16 protein-coding genes are annotated in these 17651 nt (G+C 65.2%); 7 read left to right on the forward strand and 9 right to left on the reverse strand.

The genetic code is table 11. The features are described 5' to 3' along the window. Window positions 1-59 precede the first annotated feature (59 nt). From CSC67_RS01525 to CSC67_RS01555, 7 genes are all read left to right on the forward strand, one after another. Window positions 60-719 (forward strand): thiopurine S-methyltransferase, encoded by a 660-nt coding sequence (locus tag CSC67_RS01525; RefSeq protein WP_118992747.1) that lies wholly within the window; start codon window positions 60-62, stop codon window positions 717-719. Continuing rightward, complete coding sequence (locus CSC67_RS01530; RefSeq protein WP_425337616.1) at window positions 716-2968, forward strand: TonB-dependent receptor domain-containing protein; 2253 nt, start codon at window positions 716-718, stop codon at window positions 2966-2968. Before CSC67_RS01525 ends, CSC67_RS01530 begins: the two co-directional genes overlap by 4 nt. 71 nt (window positions 2969-3039) lie before the next feature. Beyond that, on the forward strand, window positions 3040-3648 hold the full coding sequence (locus CSC67_RS01535; protein ID WP_118992749.1) for a transglycosylase SLT domain-containing protein: 609 nt from the start codon (window positions 3040-3042) through the stop codon (window positions 3646-3648). A gap of 25 nt (window positions 3649-3673) precedes the next feature. After that, window positions 3674-4618, forward strand: a complete 945-nt coding sequence (locus CSC67_RS01540; protein WP_118992750.1) for a dioxygenase family protein — start codon at window positions 3674-3676, stop codon at window positions 4616-4618. Between the two features lie 33 nt (window positions 4619-4651). Next, window positions 4652-5221 (forward strand): NnrU family protein, encoded by a 570-nt coding sequence (locus CSC67_RS01545; protein ID WP_118992751.1) that lies wholly within the window; start codon window positions 4652-4654, stop codon window positions 5219-5221. A gap of 237 nt (window positions 5222-5458) precedes the next feature. Beyond that, a complete protein-coding gene (locus CSC67_RS01550; protein ID WP_118992752.1) occupies window positions 5459-7687 on the forward strand; it encodes a TonB-dependent receptor in 2229 nt (742 codons plus the stop codon). Window positions 7688-7764: 77 nt separating this feature from the next. Further along, window positions 7765-9015, forward strand: a complete 1251-nt coding sequence (locus CSC67_RS01555) for a PepSY-associated TM helix domain-containing protein (protein WP_118992753.1) — start codon at window positions 7765-7767, stop codon at window positions 9013-9015. A 60-nt stretch (window positions 9016-9075) separates the two neighbouring features. Here CSC67_RS01555 and CSC67_RS01560 read toward each other — a convergent pair whose 3' ends face one another. The 9 genes from CSC67_RS01560 to CSC67_RS01600 form a co-directional block, all read right to left on the reverse strand. After that, a complete protein-coding gene (locus tag CSC67_RS01560) occupies window positions 9076-9651 on the reverse strand; it encodes an acyloxyacyl hydrolase (RefSeq protein WP_118992754.1) in 576 nt (191 codons plus the stop codon). 96 nt (window positions 9652-9747) lie between these two features. Continuing rightward, on the reverse strand, window positions 9748-10074 hold the full coding sequence (locus tag CSC67_RS01565; RefSeq protein ID WP_118992755.1) for a hypothetical protein: 327 nt from the start codon (window positions 10072-10074) through the stop codon (window positions 9748-9750). 162 nt (window positions 10075-10236) lie between these two features. Beyond that, complete coding sequence (locus CSC67_RS01570) at window positions 10237-11136, reverse strand: helix-turn-helix domain-containing protein (RefSeq protein WP_118992756.1); 900 nt, start codon at window positions 11134-11136, stop codon at window positions 10237-10239. Continuing rightward, complete coding sequence (locus CSC67_RS01575) at window positions 11133-11825, reverse strand: orotate phosphoribosyltransferase (RefSeq protein ID WP_118992757.1); 693 nt, start codon at window positions 11823-11825, stop codon at window positions 11133-11135. Before CSC67_RS01575 ends, CSC67_RS01570 begins: the two co-directional genes overlap by 4 nt. Before the next feature lie 45 nt (window positions 11826-11870). Further along, entirely contained in the window at window positions 11871-13328 is a 1458-nt protein-coding gene (aspA, locus tag CSC67_RS01580) for an aspartate ammonia-lyase (RefSeq protein ID WP_118992758.1), read from the reverse strand. A gap of 8 nt (window positions 13329-13336) precedes the next feature. Further along, window positions 13337-14593, reverse strand: a complete 1257-nt coding sequence (locus tag CSC67_RS01585) for a hydantoinase/carbamoylase family amidase (RefSeq protein ID WP_118992759.1) — start codon at window positions 14591-14593, stop codon at window positions 13337-13339. A 34-nt stretch (window positions 14594-14627) separates the two neighbouring features. After that, window positions 14628-15578, reverse strand: coding sequence for a dihydroorotate dehydrogenase (locus CSC67_RS01590; protein WP_118992760.1), 951 nt, complete (start codon window positions 15576-15578; stop codon window positions 14628-14630). Continuing rightward, complete coding sequence (locus tag CSC67_RS01595; RefSeq protein ID WP_118992761.1) at window positions 15571-16422, reverse strand: dihydroorotate dehydrogenase electron transfer subunit; 852 nt, start codon at window positions 16420-16422, stop codon at window positions 15571-15573. The genes CSC67_RS01590 and CSC67_RS01595 overlap by 8 nt, the downstream gene beginning before the upstream one ends. 52 nt (window positions 16423-16474) lie before the next feature. Continuing rightward, entirely contained in the window at window positions 16475-17617 is a 1143-nt protein-coding gene (locus tag CSC67_RS01600) for an MFS transporter (protein ID WP_209304262.1), read from the reverse strand. Between the last annotated feature and the right edge of the window lie 34 nt (window positions 17618-17651).

Raw genomic sequence — 17651 nt, forward strand, 5'->3', positions numbered from 1 at the left:
CGCCTTACCTTGTCTACAATGACCGCACCACGAACCATCACCACGAGGACGCAGACATCATGGACGCCGAATTCTGGCTCGAACGCTGGCGCGAGGGACGCACCCACTTTCATCAGCAAGAGGTCATGCCGCTTCTGTGCAAGCACTGGCCGGCCTTGCAGGTGCCCGCCGGCGCGCGCGTGCTCGTGCCTTTGTGCGGCAAGTCACTGGACATGCCGTGGCTGGCGTCGCAAGGCTTTGGTGTACTGGGCGTCGAGATCTCGCCGCTGGCCGTCGAGCAATTCTTCGCCGAGCATGGCCTGCAGCCGGCCGTGCGCGATTCGGATCAAGGGCGTCATTACGTCGCCGGCGATATCGAGATCATCTGCGGCGACATATTCGAGCTGAATGCGCAGACGCTGGCCGGCTGCCGGGGCGTGTACGACCGCGCCGCGCTGATCGCGCTGCCGGCCGACATGCGGCCGGCCTATGTGGACCATGTGTACGGGCAGCTGCCCGAGGGCTGCGCCGGCTTGCTGATCACGCTGGACTACCCGCGGGAACAGATGCAGGGCCCGCCCTTCTCCGTGCCCGACGATGAAGTCCAGACGCTGTTCGCCTCGCGCACCAGCGCCAGCGTGCTCGAGCGGCGCGATATCCTGCCGGACGAGGAGAAGTTCCTGCGCGCCGGCGTCCAGCGGCTCGACACCGTGGTCTACAGATTGGCGACGGGCCGATGAGCAAGCTGTCGCATCCAGCGACGCGCCGCGTCGCGACGCGGGCGCCGCTTCCGCCGGCACAACACCGGGCCGAAACCCCACGCTACATCGCAGCGGCCTTCCTTCTTGCCTCCGCCCCGGCCTTAGCGCAAGGCATCCAGCACGGAACGGCACCCGGCCCGGAGGCCGCCTCGTCCCCGGAGGCGGCCTCTCCGGCATCCGCCCAAGGGGAAACAGTCACATTGGAAGCGATCACTGTGTCCGCCGCCATGATGGAGCAAGACCTGTTCGATGCGGCGGCATCGGTCGACCGCATCGAAGGCGAATGGCTGCGCGCCGCCACCATGCAGGTCGATCTCTCGGAGCGGCTCGACCGTGTGCCCGGCCTCCTGATCCGCGATCGGCAGAACTACGCCCAGGACCTTCAGCTTTCCATACGCGGCTTCGGGGCGCGCTCCTCCTTCGGCGTGCGCGGCGTCCGGCTCTACGTCGACGGCATACCGGCCACCATGCCCGACGGGCAGGGCCAGACGTCCAACATCGACATCGCCTCGGTCGATCACATCGAGATATTGCGCGGGCCGTTTTCGGCCCTGCACGGCAACTCGTCCGGCGGCGTGGTGCAGGTATACACCGAGAAAGGCGAAGCTCCGCCCTCGCTGGCGGCCGACTTCGCGGCGGGCAGCCACGGCCAGCGGCGATACGGGCTGAAAGCAAGCGGCGCCCGCGGCGAAGCTGCCGGAGCCGTGGACTATGTGCTCAGCACCCATCGCTACGAAACCGATGGTTTCCGCGAACACAGCGCGGCCCGAAAGTACATGGCCAATGCACGCCTGGGGCTGCAGCTGAACGAGCGGGACAGGGTGACGCTGATCGCCAACAGCGTCGACCTGCGGGCCGACGACCCGCAGGGCCTGCAGTACGACGAGGCCATGGATACGCCCCGCAAGGCGGCGCCCAACGCCCTGCTCTATGACACGCGCAAGACCGTCCGCCAGACGCAGGTCGGCCTGCTCTATGAAGCCAGGATGGACGCCGACAACGACCTGCGCCTGATGGCCTACTACGGGCAGCGCGACACCGTGCAGTTCCAGGGCATTCCCGTCGAGAGCCAGCTTGCGCCGACCCATGCCGGCGGCGTCATCGACCTGGAGCGCAAGTATGCCGGCCTGGACCTGCGCTGGACATCCCGCATGTCTCTGGCGGGCCGGCCTCTGGCCTTGACCGCAGGCGTCGCCTACGACAGCCTGACCGAGGCGCGGCGCGGCTATGAAAATTTCTCGGACGGCCAACTGGGCGTCAAGGGCGCGCTGCGCCGCGACGAGACCAACACGCTGCGCAACGTCGACCCCTATCTGCAGGCCTCGTGGGAGCTGGCGGACCGATGGACGCTGGAGGGCGGAGCGCGCTACAGCGATATACGCTTCCGTTCCGACGACCACTACGTCGATGCCGCGAACGGCGACGACGGCGGCGCCGTGCGCTATCGCCGCCTGCTGCCGGTGGCGGCGCTGCGCTTTCGCGCGCTGCAGGACCTGAACCTGTACGTGACGGCCGGACGAGGCTTTGAAACCCCCACCTTCAACGAGGTGTCGTACCGCCCCGGCGGCGCGCCGGGGCTGAACCTGGCGCTGGCCCCCTCGACGAACACCAGCGTGGAAGCCGGCGCAAAGGCCCGATTGGGAGACAGCCTGATCACCGCCGCCCTGTTCCAGACGCGCACACAGGACGAGATCGTCACGGCCGAATCCGAAGGCGGCCGCAGCAGCTACCGCAACGCGGGCCGGACACGGCGCGACGGCTTCGAACTGAGCTGGTCGGGACGATGGAAGCAGCATGGACGATGGATACTCTCCTATGCATGGCTGAACGCCAAGTACCAGGACGACGTGCCCGCGGCGAATGCGGGCGACGACGGCATCACGGCGGGCAACCACATTCCCGGCATCGCCCGCCACGCGGCATTCGCCTCGCTGGACTGGGCGCCTCCGACAGGCTGGCGGGGCGGCATCGAAGGACGCTACCTCGGCCGGGTCTATGCCAACGATGCCAACACGGCGACCGCGCCCGGCTATTTCACCGCCTCGGCGCATGCGGGCCATGCCTGGCAGCTGCAGGACTGGCGCATCGAAGCCTTTGCACGCATCGACAATCTGTTCGATCGGCGCTACATCGGCTCCACCATCGTCAACGCGGGCTTTGGCCGCTACTATGAGCCCGCTCCGGGACGCAACTGGACCGCCGGCGTCTCGGTCACCCACGAATTCTGAACGCGGGGCCGGGCGGCCGAAGCGGACGGAGTTCGAACCCGGCATCGACATGAACAAGGAAAACAATATCCATGCGCTCACTGCTGTATCCGCTGGCACTGCTTTGCCTCGCCTTGGCGGGCTGCGCCACCGCGCCGCCCTCGAGCCCCGAGAATCTGTGCCAGATATTTCGCGAGAAGCCCGACTGGCACAAGGCGGCCGTCGCCGCCGAGCGGAAATGGGGCGTGCCTCCGCAGGTGCCGATGGCAATGATGTACCAGGAGTCGGGCTTCAGGCATGACGCCAAGCCGCCACGTTATTACTTTCTGGGCTTCATACCCTGGGGCCGCGTCAGTTCGGCCTATGGCTATGCGCAGGCCAAGGACGAAACCTGGTCCGATTACAAGCGCGAAGCCGGCGGCTGGTTCGCCAGCCGTGACAATTTCAACGATTCCATGGATTTCATGGGCTGGTACATCAGCAAGTCGCAGCGCCTGAACGGGGTGTCGAAGTGGGATGCTTATGGCCAGTACCTCAATTATCATGAGGGATGGACCGGTTATCGCAACCGCAGCCATGAACGCAAAGGCTGGCTCAAGAACGTCGCGAGCCGGGTCCAGGCCAGGGCCGAACGCTTTGGCGCGCAATACCGAAGCTGCAAAGACTCGCTCAGCCGGGGCGGCCTGTTCGGGCTGTTCTGAATCTTCATTTTTATCCGTACACGCCATGATCATCAGCAAACAGCAGGACGTCACCCAAGCCGTGCTCCAGGAACTCGATCGCGCGCCGGATGCGCGGTTCAAGGAATTGATGTCGGCGGCCGTGCGGCACCTGCACGACTTCGCCCGCGAGACCCGGCTTACCGAAGCGGAATTCCACAAGATGTGCGCCTACATCGCAAAACTGGGGCAGCTCACCACGCCTTCGCACAACGAAGTCGTGCTGGCCGCCGGCTCGCTGGGCCTGTCTTCGCTGGTCTGTCTGCTGAACAACGGCGACCAGGGCCAGACCGACACCACGGCCAACCTGATGGGACCCTTCTGGCGCATGGATTCGCCCGCCACCGAGAACGGCGGGTCCATCGTTCGCTCCAGTACCGCGGGCGCGCCCGTCTTCGTCGATGCCTGGGTCCACGACCGCGACGGCAAGCCGGTGGCCGGCGCCGAAGTCGACGTCTGGCAGGCCTCGGGCGAGGGCTTCTATGAGAACCAGGACCCCGAGCAGGCCGACATGAATCTGCGCGGCAAATTCACCACCGATGCCGAAGGCCACATCTGGTTCCGCACCGTCAAGCCGGTGGGCTATCCCATTCCCATCTCGGGGGTGGTGGGCGAGCTGCTGCGCGCACAGGGACGGCACAATATGCGGCCGGCCCACATCCATTTCATGATCCACAAGCCCGGCTTCAAGACGCAGTTCTCGCAGGTTTATTCGTCGGACGATCCCAATCTGGAAACCGACGTGCAGTTCGGCGTGACCCGCGCGCTGGTGGCCGAGTATGTGCGGCACGAAGACGGGCCCGCCCCCGTCCCCGAGGTGTCCGGGCCGTGGTACACGCTCGAACGCCATTTCGTCGTCGAACCGGGCGAGGCCGCCCTGCCCAGGCCGCCCATCACCGGCAAGGCCGAAGGGCCCCGGCCCCAGCGCGCCGTGCTGGCGCGGTCGGAATAGCGCGGCGCGCCGCCCCACTCACTGGAGGAACCCATGTTGATCCTGATCATCGGCCTGCTTGTTTTCCTTGGCATCCACTCCGTCCTGATCGTCAAGCCCGACCTGGGCCGCAGCATGGCCGCCCGCCATGGCGAAAACACCTGGAAAGGCGCTTACTCGGCCATTGCCATCATCGGCCTGCTGCTCGTCATCTATGGATATGGACTGGCCCGGCAACAGCCCGCCGCCGTCTACCTGCCGCTTCCCGGGCTGCGCCATCTGACCCATCTTCTGATGCTGCCGGTCTTTGTCCTGCTGTTCGCCACCTATTTCCCGGGCCGGATCAAGTCGGCGACGCGCCATCCCATGCTGTGGGCCACCATACTCTGGGCCCTGGCCCACCTGCTGTCCAACGGCAACTGGGCCGACGTGCTGCTGTTCGGAGGCTTCCTGGCATGGGCGGCGGCAGACCTCATCTCCATGTCGTGGCGGCCGGCCAAGCATATTCCCACGGTGCCCGCGGGCCGCTTCAACGACGGCGTCTGTATTATCGGCGGGCTGATCGTCTACGCGCTGTTCGTCGGCGGCCTGCATCGCTGGCTGTTCGGCGTTGCGCCGATGTGAAGCCCATCGTTCCGCATCAAAAAAGCCCCCCACGCTACGCAGGCTGACGCCTGCTTGCTGCCCCCAAGGGAGCTTTTTCGCCAGGGGCGCCGTGCCTTGGGACGGCCCGGCGGCAAAAAAAGTGTATCGCGGGCCCCACGATTCACCGGCTGCGGGCCCGCTTATTCCGCCCCGCTCTTTACACGGCCACATCCCATAAACAATAATAACTATTCTCATTCCAGGGGATTCTTTCGCATGCCTATCGCCGTTCGTCCGTCGCCCGCCGACTTTTCATCGTTTGCGCCTGCGCGGCCGCGCCTGCGTCTTTCGGCCCACGGCGCGCTTGCCGCCCTGGTGGCCGCGGCGCTTCCGGCCTTGCTGCAGGCACAGACGGTGGCCACGCCTCCCACCACCATGCAGGCCATAACCGTCACGGGTACGGCCCCGCTCAACAACGACACCCCGCCCGCCTATGCGGGCGGTCTCGTTGCGCGCGGCGGGCAGGCAGGCGTGCTGGGCAATATGGACTACATGGACATGCCCTTCACCCAGACCAGCTATACAGCCAAGCTGATCGAGAACCAGCAGGCGCGCACACTGGGCGAAGTGCTTAAGAACGACCCATCGGTGCAAACAGGCCTCGGCTACGGCAACCAGGCCGAGTCCTTCGTCATACGCGGGCTGCCGCAATACAACGACGACCTTTCCTTCAATGGGCTCTACGGCATTCTGCCGCGCCAAGTCCTGCCCACCGAGATGATCGAGCGGGTCGAGGTGTTCAAGGGCGCCAGCGCCTTCCTGAACGGCGCCGCGCCCGGCGGAAGCAGCCTGGGCGGCGTCATCAACATCCAGCCCAAGCGCGCGCAGGACGAACCCCTTACCCGCCTGAAACTCGACTACACCAGCCGCGGCCAGGTGGGCGGCGGCGTGGACATCGGCCGGCGCTGGGGCGAGGACGGCCGCTACGGCATCCGCGTCAACGCGGCGCACCGCGACGGCGAAACCGACGTCAGGGATTCCGACATGCGCTCGACGGTCGGAACCATCGGGCTGGACTACCGGGGCGAGAAGCTGAGGGCATCGCTGGACGCCGGCTACCAGCGCGTGCGCTTCGATCGGCCGCGGCCCAATGTGAACCTGACGGGCGCCGTTCCGGACGCACCCGATACCGACATCAATTTCGGGCAGCCGTGGACCTACAGCGAACTGGAAAGCACTTTCGGCGTCGCCCGCCTCGAATACGACCTGGCGCCGGCCTGGACGACCTATGCCGCGGTCGGCGTCAGCCGCGACAAGGAAGACGGCATCTATTCCTCGCCCACAGTCGACGGCACGGGCACCGGTACGACGGGGCTGCTCGAGGTACCCTACCAACGCGACTCGGTCACTGGAGAGATCGGCCTGCGCGGCGAATTCAATACGGGCAGCGTGGGACACCGCGTCAACCTGGCCTATTCGGCCCTGAACACCACCGCTAGGCAGGCATGGGAAATGGCGTTCACAGACCTTCCCGCCACCAGCATCTATGAAGAAGGCTCGGCACCCCGGCCTCCGGTGAACCTGTCGGGCGGCGACATGGACGATCCGAACATCTCCCGCCGCACGCAACTGCGCAGCCTGGCGCTGTCGGACACGCTCTCCTTGCTCGACGGCGATCTTCTGCTGACATTGGGAGGGCGCTACCAGGCGATCACCGACAATGGATACAACCTTACAACCACCGAGCAAGAAAGCCATTACAACGAATCCGTCGTCACCCCGGTCGTCGGACTGGTGCTGCGTCCGTGGGATACGGTGTCGGTCTATGCCAACTATATCGAGGGCCTGACGCAGGGCGACGTAGCCCCTGTAAACGACCAGGTCACCAACCCCGGAGAGATTCTGGCTCCCTACCGAACCAAGCAGTTCGAAGCCGGGGTCAAGGTCGATCTGGGCGACGTGGGCGGCAGCCTGGGCGTATTCCAGATCCAGAAGCCCGAAGCTTATACCGACCCCGATACGGGTGTGTTCGCCACCAACGGCAAACAGCGCAACCGGGGCATCGAACTCACCATGTACGGCGAACCGATAGAGGGCTGGCGTCTCATAGGCGGCGTCACCCTGATGCAGCCTACGCTGCGCAACACCGCCGGCGGGATCAATGACGGCAACGACGCCGCCGGCGTGTCGCGCTTCGCCGCGGTGCTCGGCTCCGAGTGGGATGTAAGCGGTGTGCCGGGCCTGACCCTGCAGGCCAATGTGCGCCATCAAGGCTCGCAGTACACCAGCGCCGCCAACGAGTACAAAATGGGCAGCTGGACGCGCCTGGACCTGGGCGCCGCCTATCAGACCAAAGTCTCGGGCCATAATGTGGTCTTGCGTGCCGGTGTGGACAACGTGACCGATCGCCGCTATTGGGCCACCGTCGGCACCACCGCCGCGAACGGAAGCCTCACCCCGGGCCGGGGGCGGGTCTTCAAGCTTTCGATGTCGGCCGATTTCTGACGCCCTCCAGGACATGGCCGGCTGGCGCAAAGGCGCTCGGCCGGTCTTCGCCCATTTTTGAAAAAGTCATTTGCTGAATGCGTTCCGCCTGTATCCTGATCCACCGTTGGCTGGGCTTGTTCATCGCCCTGTTCCTCATCGTCGCCGGCCTGACCGGCGCGATCACGTCATGGGACCATGAAATCGACGAATGGCTGAACGCCGACATCATGAAGGTCGACAGCCGCGGCCCCATGCGCGACCCCATCGAGCTGGCCGCCCTGGTCGAGGCCGCCGACCCCCGTGTCGAGATCAGCTATATCTCCCTGGCTCTGGAAGAAGGCCACGCGGCCAGCTTTCTGGTACAGCCGCGCATCGACCAAGCCACCGGCCGGCCCTATTCCGTCGACTACAACACGGTTTTCGTGGATCCGGTCACCGGCGAGATCACCGGGCGGCGCGACTCGCAGGCAGCGTCCTTCTCGCGCCGCAGCCTGATGCCCTTCGTGCGCAACATCCACGAAAGCCTGCACCTGCCCGCCTTCTGGGGCACCGACCGCTGGGGCTATTGGCTGATGGGCGGCATCGCGCTGATATGGCTGCTGGACAGCTTCGTGGCCTTCTACCTGACCTGGCCGCGCCGCCTGCGCGATACGGCGGCGCATCCGCATCGCCATCGCAGGCTGGGCCAATGGCTTTCGCGCTGGAAACCCTCGTGGCTGGTGCGCTGGTCGGCCGGCGGGTTCAAGCTCAACTTCGACCTGCATCGTGCCGGCGGCCTCTGGGTCTGGGGCATTATCCTGATCGTCGCGTTTACATCGTTCTCGCTGAACCTGTATCGGGAGATGTTCTATCCCGCCATGTCGCTGGTTTCGCAGACCACGCCGGGTCCCTACGAAACCCAGACGCCGGCTCCCTACGGCACCCGGACGGTTCCTAAGCTGGGCTTCGAAGAAGCCGTCAGCATCGCGCGCGAAGAGGCCAGGCGGCGCGGATTCGAATTTCCTCCGGCCGGTATCTACTACGGCGGCGGCTACAACTTTTACAATGTGTCCTTCTTCGACCCCGCCAATGAGCTGGGCGCGGCGGGCATGGGCCTGTCCAATCTGTACATCGACGCCGAAGACGGCTCGGTCCTGGGCCAGCACCGGCCCTGGCACGGCACGACGGCGGACGTCTTCGTGCAGCTGCAGCTACCGCTGCATTCGGGAAGGATATTGGGCATGCCCGGCCGCATCATGATGTCGATCATGGGGCTCATCGTGGTGATGCTGTCGGTCACCGGCATCATCGTCTGGGACCGCAAGCGCCGGGCGCGCCGCGCGGCCCGGTTGCAAGGCGGCCACTAGACGGCGCGACCGCTCCGCACGGGGGTGTAGAAGCTAGTCTGAATGCCCTCCGGGCGCAACTCAGAACTGATACGTGTACGAGGCCTCGATCAGGTCGAGGCCCGGATTCGGCCGCTTGATGCTGGCGTTGGAGACGTGGGTATAGCGCACGCCGAAACGGTGCACGTCGTTGATGACGAAACCACCGCCTATGTGCGAAGTGAACTGGAAGCGGGTGCTGAGTTCTTTGCCGGCGAAATGAGCGCGGCTGAGCAGCGAGGGGCCGACGCCCAGCTCGAGATAGTACGTGTCCTGAGGCCACCACCGCAGCACGGGCACGACGGCCACCTGCCACATGCTGTCCGGATCGCGATTGTCGGCCTTCCAGTAGCCTGCGCCGAACTCCACGCCCAGGTCGATGTGGCTGTCGTTGGCGAAGTCATGTCGCCATAGCGAGGGAGTTTCGTAGGCCAGGCCGAAGCGCTGGTACTTGGCGTGATAGCCGTATTGCAGCGAAAACCCCTGACCCGGCGTCGGGGCGTGGGCGGCGGTCTGTGACCAGGCCGGCGCCGCCGGCAAAGCAAGGGCCAGCGCCACGGCCAGGATGGAAGGCGGCGCGATGCGCGCAACGCGCATGGAGGCATGTCGAGTACGCATTTTGTTGTTTTCCTGTGTATGGATGCTTTGAATGGCTAGCAAACAACGTGCCGAAGCAGCATCAAGGAGTCAACCGCCGGCGGCTATTGCCGGGTGTCAAAATGCATCGACTTCCCATTCATACTCGACCGCCACTTCTCCGAGCACGCGCAAGCGGGCCAGAGGCTCCATGTCCAGCGCATCGAGCAGGCGGCGGTTGAAACCCTCGAGCGTCGCCTTGGCGCGATCCGCGAACTCGGGGTCGACCGCCTGGTCTTCGTACTTGATGACGTAGGTCTGCGCCGCGACGCCCACGACGAAATACAGGCCGGCGTTGTCCGGATCGGCTTTCATGAGCTCGAAAGCCTCTTTGAAGAAGAGCTTGAAAGAGTCGCTGCCCGACTCGGAATGCGCAAAGCGCTCGGTGATTTCTTTGAACGTCATTGGATGATGACTCCGCTTCAAGACAAACTGTAAACCTGCGACACGCCGGCCGCACCTCGCCGGCCGCGCCTATGTCTGTATGCTAAATCATAAACGCCTTGTGCATCGGACGCAGCCCGATTCAACTGAACCGCCGCCCCGTCCGCCGCATGCCGGCGTACGCTAGAAACCGGCCAGAAGCTGCCGAAGATGCCGTGCTCCCGATTTTCCCTTGTAAGCATGACGCCACAGCTTCGAGATCATGTTCTCGTACAACCGCAAGGCCTGGGGCGACTCGGTAACGGTGGCGATGCCATTGCGCACATTGGGCAGCTCGGCCAGCCGGAACGGGCTGACGGCCAGCGCCTTCTTGCGGCCCATGGTGAACACCTGGAAGGTCGAGGCCGGCATGGTGTCGTCCACCAGGGCGATCTGCACGTGCAGGGGCTCGCTTTCCATCAATTCGGCCATGTGCTCCACCTCGGCGCGCGCAGCCGCCTGGCGGGCCTTGCGCGTACGCGCGGGCAGATCCATGCGGCCCACCAGGCCGTTGTGCAGGAAGCGCTCCAGTTCGCGCAGGCCGACCAGGCTGATCAGGTGCGGACGCCGCTGCTCGAACGCCGCCTTGCGCTCGGCGATCAGCCGTATCAGTTCGTCGACCTCCTTCTGCTTGAGCACGCCGCCGGTTTCGCGCGGCGTGGCCTCCAGCAGCATGGACCTCATGTGCTCCAGATAGTGATCGGAAGTCAGCAGCAGCGAAACAGGCTCGAAGTGCGCAAAAATACGTTCCGACCGCTGCTCGAGCTGGCGCATGCGCTCGAACAGCCCCAGGGCGTTCGAGTAATACTCGACCTCGACGCCCAGCAAGGACGCCAGCGACGCATTCAGCAGATGCGCCAGCCGCTCCAGCATCTCGATCTTGACGATCTCGCCTTTTTCCATGCGGTAGACCACCGCGCGCGACACGCCCAGCCGTTCGGCCACGTCCTCGGCCTGCAGCCCCGCTCCGACCCGATAGGCCCGGAGCCGGTTGCCAAGCGCTGCATAATCGATGCTTGATTTGAAGGGTCGTGCAGCGCTCATCTGGGCGGGCTCGCCTCGGAATACGAAGCCCGCCCTCCCCTGTCGCGCGACCAGGCGGCGGGATCGCTCAGGAAATCGGCCAGTTCGTCAAGCACGGGGCGGGGGAAGTCGCCGCGTTCGCGGGCCACGGCCAGCACGTCCCGCCAGGTTGCCAGCGCATGCACGCTCACCCCCAGGGGCCCGAGCAGCTGATCGGTGGGAAAAGTGCCGTAGTCGAAAACGATGAAAAGGTCCTCGACCCGGGCCCCGCAGGCCGACAAGGCCTGGCAGAACCGCAGCTTGGACTGCCCGCCCGCCATCATGTCGTCCACCAGCAGCACCTTGGAGCCCGGTTGCAACACTCCCTCGACCTGGCTCTGCCCCGCCTGCTTCTTGCGCACGTACTGCAGCGGAAGGTCCAGCGCCTCGGCCAGCCAGGCCGCCAGGGCGATGCCGCTGGCCTCGCCGCCCACGATCGAGGCGACGCCCTCGAGCGCGCCCTTGGCCGACAGCAAGGCTTGCGCCCGCCCGACGATGTCGCGGCGCAGGGCCGGAAAAGAGATCAGGCGCCGACAGTCGATGTAGACCGGGCTGGCCCACCCCGACGGCAGACGGAAAGGCTCATCGGTGCGAGCCGTTACGCAGCCCGCGTCCAGCAAGGCGGCCGCGACGGCTTTCGAATTGGAATCGGGTGTGTAGTGCGTAGTCACGATATCTCCACTTTCCCCCGAAAGGCGGATTCCGCCGTTCAGAGCCTAACTGTTTTCATCCCCCGCCTCGGGCGGGGCGACGCGCTGCGCCCGGTTGACCAGTTCGTAGACGCGCGGCTGCGTCAGCACCTCGTGGCGCAGCGCATCGTCCAGTTCGCTTTCGGTCATCAATTGACGGTGCAGGATGACGTCCCGGACAGTGGTGCCGTTGGCATAGGCTTCGGCCGCCACCGCGGTGGCCGCCTCGTAGCCGATGAAGGGGTTCAGCGCCGTCACCAGTGAAATCGACCTGTCCAGATTGCTCTTGAGACGCTCGGGATTGGCCGTGATGCCCTTGACGCAGCGGTCGGCAAGCGTCATGCAGCCGTTGGTCAGGTGCTTGAAGCTGCGGAACAGGGCGTTGGCGATAATGGGTTCGAAGGCGTTGAGCTGCAATTGGCCCGCCTCGGCCGCCATGGTGACGGTAAGGTCGTTGCCGATGACCTCGAAGGCGATCTGGTTGACGACCTCGGGAATGACGGGGTTGACCTTGCCCGGCATGATGGACGAACCGGCCTGCATGGGAGGCAGGTTGATTTCGCCGAAGCCCGAGCGCGGCCCGCTGGACAACAGCCGCAAGTCGCTGCATACCTTGGACAGTTTCACGGCGATGCGCTTGAGCAGCCCGGACAGCTGCACGAAGGCGCCGCAATCCTGCGTCGCCTCGATCAGGTTGGGCGCGGTGCACAGCGTCAGCCCGGTGATGCGGTTCAGCGACTGCAAGGCCTTGGCTGCATAGTCGGGGTGGGCGGTAATGCCGGTGCCGATGGCCGTCGCCCCCAGGTTGATCTCGCTGATGAGAACCTTGGCCTCGCCCAGCCGCATGATGTCTTCTTCGAGCATGCGCGCGTAGGTGGAAAACTCCTGCCCCAGGGTCATGGGCACGGCATCCTGCAGCTGCGTGCGGCCTATCTTCAGCAAAGGAGAGAACTCCACCGCCTTGGCGTCGAACGCGGCGCGCAGATGCTCCATGGCGGCCAGCAGGCGGTCCATGGAAAAAAGCGTGGCGATGCGCAGGGCCGTCGGGTAGACGTCGTTGGTGCTCTGCGCCATGTTGACGTCTTCGTTGGGATGCAGGAACTTGTACTGGCCGCGCTCGTGCCCCATGAGTTCGAGCGCCCGATTGCAGATGACCTCGTTGGCGTTCATGTTGGTCGACGTGCCGGCGCCGCCTTGGATCACGTCCACTACGAACTGATCGTGCAGGGCTCCGCCGCGCACTTCTTCGCATGCCGCCACGATGACGTCGCGCTTTTTGGTCGCCAGCAGGCCGAGCTCGGTATTGGCTTCGGCCGCGGCCTGCTTGACCGACGCCAACGCCACCACCAGCTCGGGGAAAACGGAAACCGGCGTACCCGAGATCTGGAAGTTCTCGCACGCACGCAGCGTGTGCACCCCATAATAGGCATCGATAGGCACTTCGCGCTCGCCCAGGAGGTCGCGCTCGATGCGAAACTCGCTCATATAAACCCTCAAGATAATTGGTCCAGGGCGTCGGCCAATACCTGCACGCCCAACATGAAATCTTCGATCTCCATCGCTTCGTGAGGATTATGGGAACCGTTCTGGTTGCGCACGAACAGCATGCCGCTGGGTATGCCGGCGTTGGCAAACAGCGACGCGTCGTGCCCCGCGCCGCTGGGAATCACTTCGTAGGGCGCGCCGCGTTCTTCACAGGCTCTGGACAAAATATCGCAGATTCGGGGGTCCATAGTAGCCGGTTCGCTGAATACGCGCCGGTCGAATTCGAATTTCACCCCTCTTTCGCGGCTGATGGCCGAGCATTCGGCGCGCATCAATTGATAAAAAGCCTCGAGCGTGTCGGTGCTTTTGCTGCGGGCTTCGAGGCTGAAGCCGACCCGGCCGGGAATGCGCGAAATAGAGTGCTCGGCCGGATCGGTCTGGACGATGCCGGCCGTGACCACCAGGTCGGTGCCGCGCTCGAGCAGCACCCGCCAATGCTCGTCCAGCCGCATGATGAGATCGGACACGGCGAACATGGCGTCATGGCGCAGCCAGCGGGGAACGACGCCCGAATGCTGGGCGTCGCCCAGGCACTCGATGCGATTGTGGCGGATGTTGCCGCGTATGCCGGACACCACCGCCACGGGCAGTTGCCGCGCCACCATGACGGGCCCCTGCTCGATATGCAGTTCGAAGTAAGCCAGGATGCGGCCGAGGTCGACCAGGACTTCCTGCGCCCGTATGGCCTCGATGTCGGCCCCCACGCGCTCCATGTACTGCGCCAGCGTGTCGCCCGTCGTGCGCTGGGTCAGGTCCAGGTCCGCCTGGCTGAGCTTGCCCAGCAGGGCGCTGGAGCCCATATAGGCCTTGCCGAACCAGGCGCTTTCTTCGCCCCGGAAGGCAACCACGCGAAGAGGCGGCCCCTTGGCGCCGCCTTCGCGCTGGCGCGCGATCAGGCACAACAGCCCGGCCACCACGCCGGCCAGCCCGTCGTAGTTGCCGCCCTGGGGCACTGAATCAATGTGCGACCCCACCCAGGCGGCGGGCGTCTCGGCCGCGAGATCCGGCGCGCTGAATACGAGGTTGGCGGCCCGGTCGGCTTCGACCGCAAGCCCTTCGGCCTCGGCCAGCCGCGTCAGGTAGTCGCCCGCGGCCGACTCGCCCTCGCCATAGCTTTCACGCGTTACGCCGACGCCGTCGAATGACATCTCGCGGATGTCGTTGAAGATCTGTTCGGCCAGATCGCGGTACTGCATGAGATCCATTGCGCTCTCCCGGAACCGTCTAAGCCCAGCCCCATCAACCGGACTGCTGGGCAAAACGCAGCCAGCGGTCGGTCAATTGGCGATCGAGCTTGACCTGGCCGGTGAGCTCGCTGATGTCTTCGATGCCCATTTCATCGCAATAGGCGTGCAGCCCATCGATGATTTTCTGCATCACCCCCGGATCGATGAACGATGCCGTGCCCACCTGCACCGCCGTCGCCCCGGCCAGCATGAATTCGACCGCGTCCTCGGCGCAGCCGATGCCGCCGCAGCCTATGATGGGAATGTGGACGCTGCGATAGCATTGGTGGACCATGCGCAGCGCAACCGGCTTGATGGCCGGCCCGGACAGGCCGCCCATGACGTTGCCCAGCTTGGGCTTGCGCGTGCGCACGTCGATCGACATGCCCAGCATGGTGTTGCCCATGACGATGCCGTCCGCTCCGGCTTCTTCGGCCGCCTTGGCCACCACGGCCACATGGGACGCGTTGGGGGTGAGCTTGGCCCAGAAGGGATGGCTGGTATGGCGCCGTATGGCGCTGACCGCCTTATAGGTCGTTTCCGGATCCATGGCAAAGGCCATGCCGTCGGCCTCGAGATTCGGACAGGAGATATTGGCTTCGATGACGGCCACTTCGGGCAGCGACATCTCGGCCACGGCCCGGGCGAACTCGTCGACCGTGTCGGCCGAAATGGAAACGACCACGGGTGTGTCGTAGCGGGTATAGGGAGGCAGCACTTCGCGCCGGTAGTAGTCCAGCCCCTTGCTGGGTATGCCGATGGAATTGAGCATGCCGCTGGGGGTTTCGGCCACACGCGGGGTCGGGTTGCCGGCCCGGCTCTTGGGCGACACGCTTTTGATCACCAGCGCCCCGAGCTGGTTGAAATCCAGGGCTTCGGAATATTCGATGGCGAAGCAGCCGGAGGCCGGCATGACCGGATTGCGCAGTTGCAGGTCTCCGACCTTGACATTGAGCTTAGCCAAACTCCACCTCCCCGACCACGTCGCGTATCGAAAAGACCGGCCCTTCGCGGCAGACGCGCAGGAATTGCTTGTCGCCGCCCTCGGTGTCGAACAGGCGCACACAGGACAGGCAGACGCCCATTCCACAGGCCATGCGCTGCTCCATCGCCACCTGGCCGAGCACATCGGGAAAATCGGCAAGCACCCGCTGCAGCAGCATCAGCAGGCGATGCGAGCCGCAGGTGTAGACGGCATCGTGCCTGTGCTGCTCGAGCAGCCGGCGTATCAGGACTTCGACCGCGTCCACGTCGGACGAGCCGTCGCTGTCGTAGACGCAGTGCACGTCGGCGGGAGCGCCGCGCAGGAACTCGTCCCGCATGAGGTCTTTGGGCGCGCGCGCGGACATGATGGCCGTGATGGCGACACCCCGCGCCGCCGCCATCTGCACCAGCGGCGCCATGGTGGCCAGCCCCACGCCCCGCGCCACCACCATGATGCGCTTGAAGCCGGGATCGAGGCGGAAGGTGTTGCCCAAGGGGCCGACGATGTCCATGTGGCCGCCCGCCGCCAGATCGGAGATGGCGCGGGTACCCAGGCCGGTGACGTTGTACAGGAACTCCAGGGTTTCGGGCTCGGGCCCCATCCCGTAGACGCTCATGGGCCGCAGCAGAAAAGGCTGCAGGTCGTCGCTGATCGGACACTTCAATTGATAGAACTGGCCGGCCCGCGTCGCCTCGGCCAGCCGGCCCGGCGCCTTCAGGCGAAGATACTTATAGCGGTCGTTGACCCAACGGTGCTCCACCACTTCGCAGCGATGCGATGCGACGCTCTCGGCATTGCGTTGAAACCCTTCTTTCTGCGTCATTGCGCCTCCCTGCCCGGATGGGCGGCCGCGGCCGCCCGCACTGCTTTCAATCTCACTCCAGCTCCACGCCCTTGAGCTCGGGAATGAGGAATATGGTGGCCAGCATGTCGATGACATAAATGGCGGCCAGCAGGCCGATGGCCACGTGGAAGGAATAGGCCATGGCGAGCGCCCCGATCACGACCGGGCCGAAGCCGCCGATGGCGCGGCCGATGTTGAACAGGACGTTCTGGGCCGTGGCGCGGGCCTCGGTGGGATACGCCTCGGAAATCAGGGCCCCGTAACCGCCCAGCATGCCGTTGACGAACACGCCCATAAGCGCGCCGGCCCACAGCATGGTCGCCGGATCGGTCAGCCGCGAGTAGTACAGGACCATGACCACGGCGCCCGCCTGGAACAGCAGGAAGCTGGGCTTGCGGCCGATGCGGTCGGCAAGCTGGCCGAACACCCAGATGCCGATGGCCATGCCCACGATGGTGACCGACGTCCACATGGCGGACTTGGTGAGCGTGAAGCCCAGTTCGGAGGACAGATAGCTGGGCATCCAGATCATGATGCCGAAGTAGCCGAAGTTCTGCACCCCGCACAGGATGATGATGCCTATGCTGACTTTGGTCGTGGCCGCGTCCTTGACCAACAGCCTGAACGACCTGCCCAAGGCGCCTTTCTCCTTGGCCTTGCGCACGAATACCTCGGGCTCGTGCAAGCGGTTGCGGATGTACCAGGCGATGAAGGCGGGAATGACGCCCACCAGGAACATGCCGCGCCAGCCGATATGGGGCAGCAGCAAGGGCGTCAGCAGGGCCGCGCCCAGCACGCCCGCCTGCCAGCCCAGCGCCACATAGGAGGACACCCGCGCGCGGTGCTTGGCCGGCCAGGCCTCGGCGGCCAATGCCATGCCTATGCCGAACTCGCCTCCCAGGCCCAGGCCGGCGATGGTGCGATAGATGAGCAGGTCCCAATAGCCCTGCGCCACCGCGCACAGCCCCGTGAACACCGCGAACAGCACGATGGTCCAGGTCAAAACGCGCACGCGGCCGTAATAGTCGCTGAGCGAGCCGAAGATGATGCCGCCCGCCACGGCGCCCACCAGCGTCCAGGTGACTAGCGAGCCGGCCTGGCTCTGGCTGAGCATCAGTTCGGACGAAATGGCCGACAGCATGAAGCCCAGGATGAGCAGGTCGAAGCCGTCCATGGCGTAGCCGACGGTCGACCCCGCCAGGGCCCTC

The organism is Pusillimonas caeni (assembly GCF_003545815.1).
In the GTDB taxonomy this organism is placed as follows: Bacteria; Pseudomonadota; Gammaproteobacteria; order Burkholderiales; family Burkholderiaceae_B; genus Pusillimonas; species Pusillimonas caeni.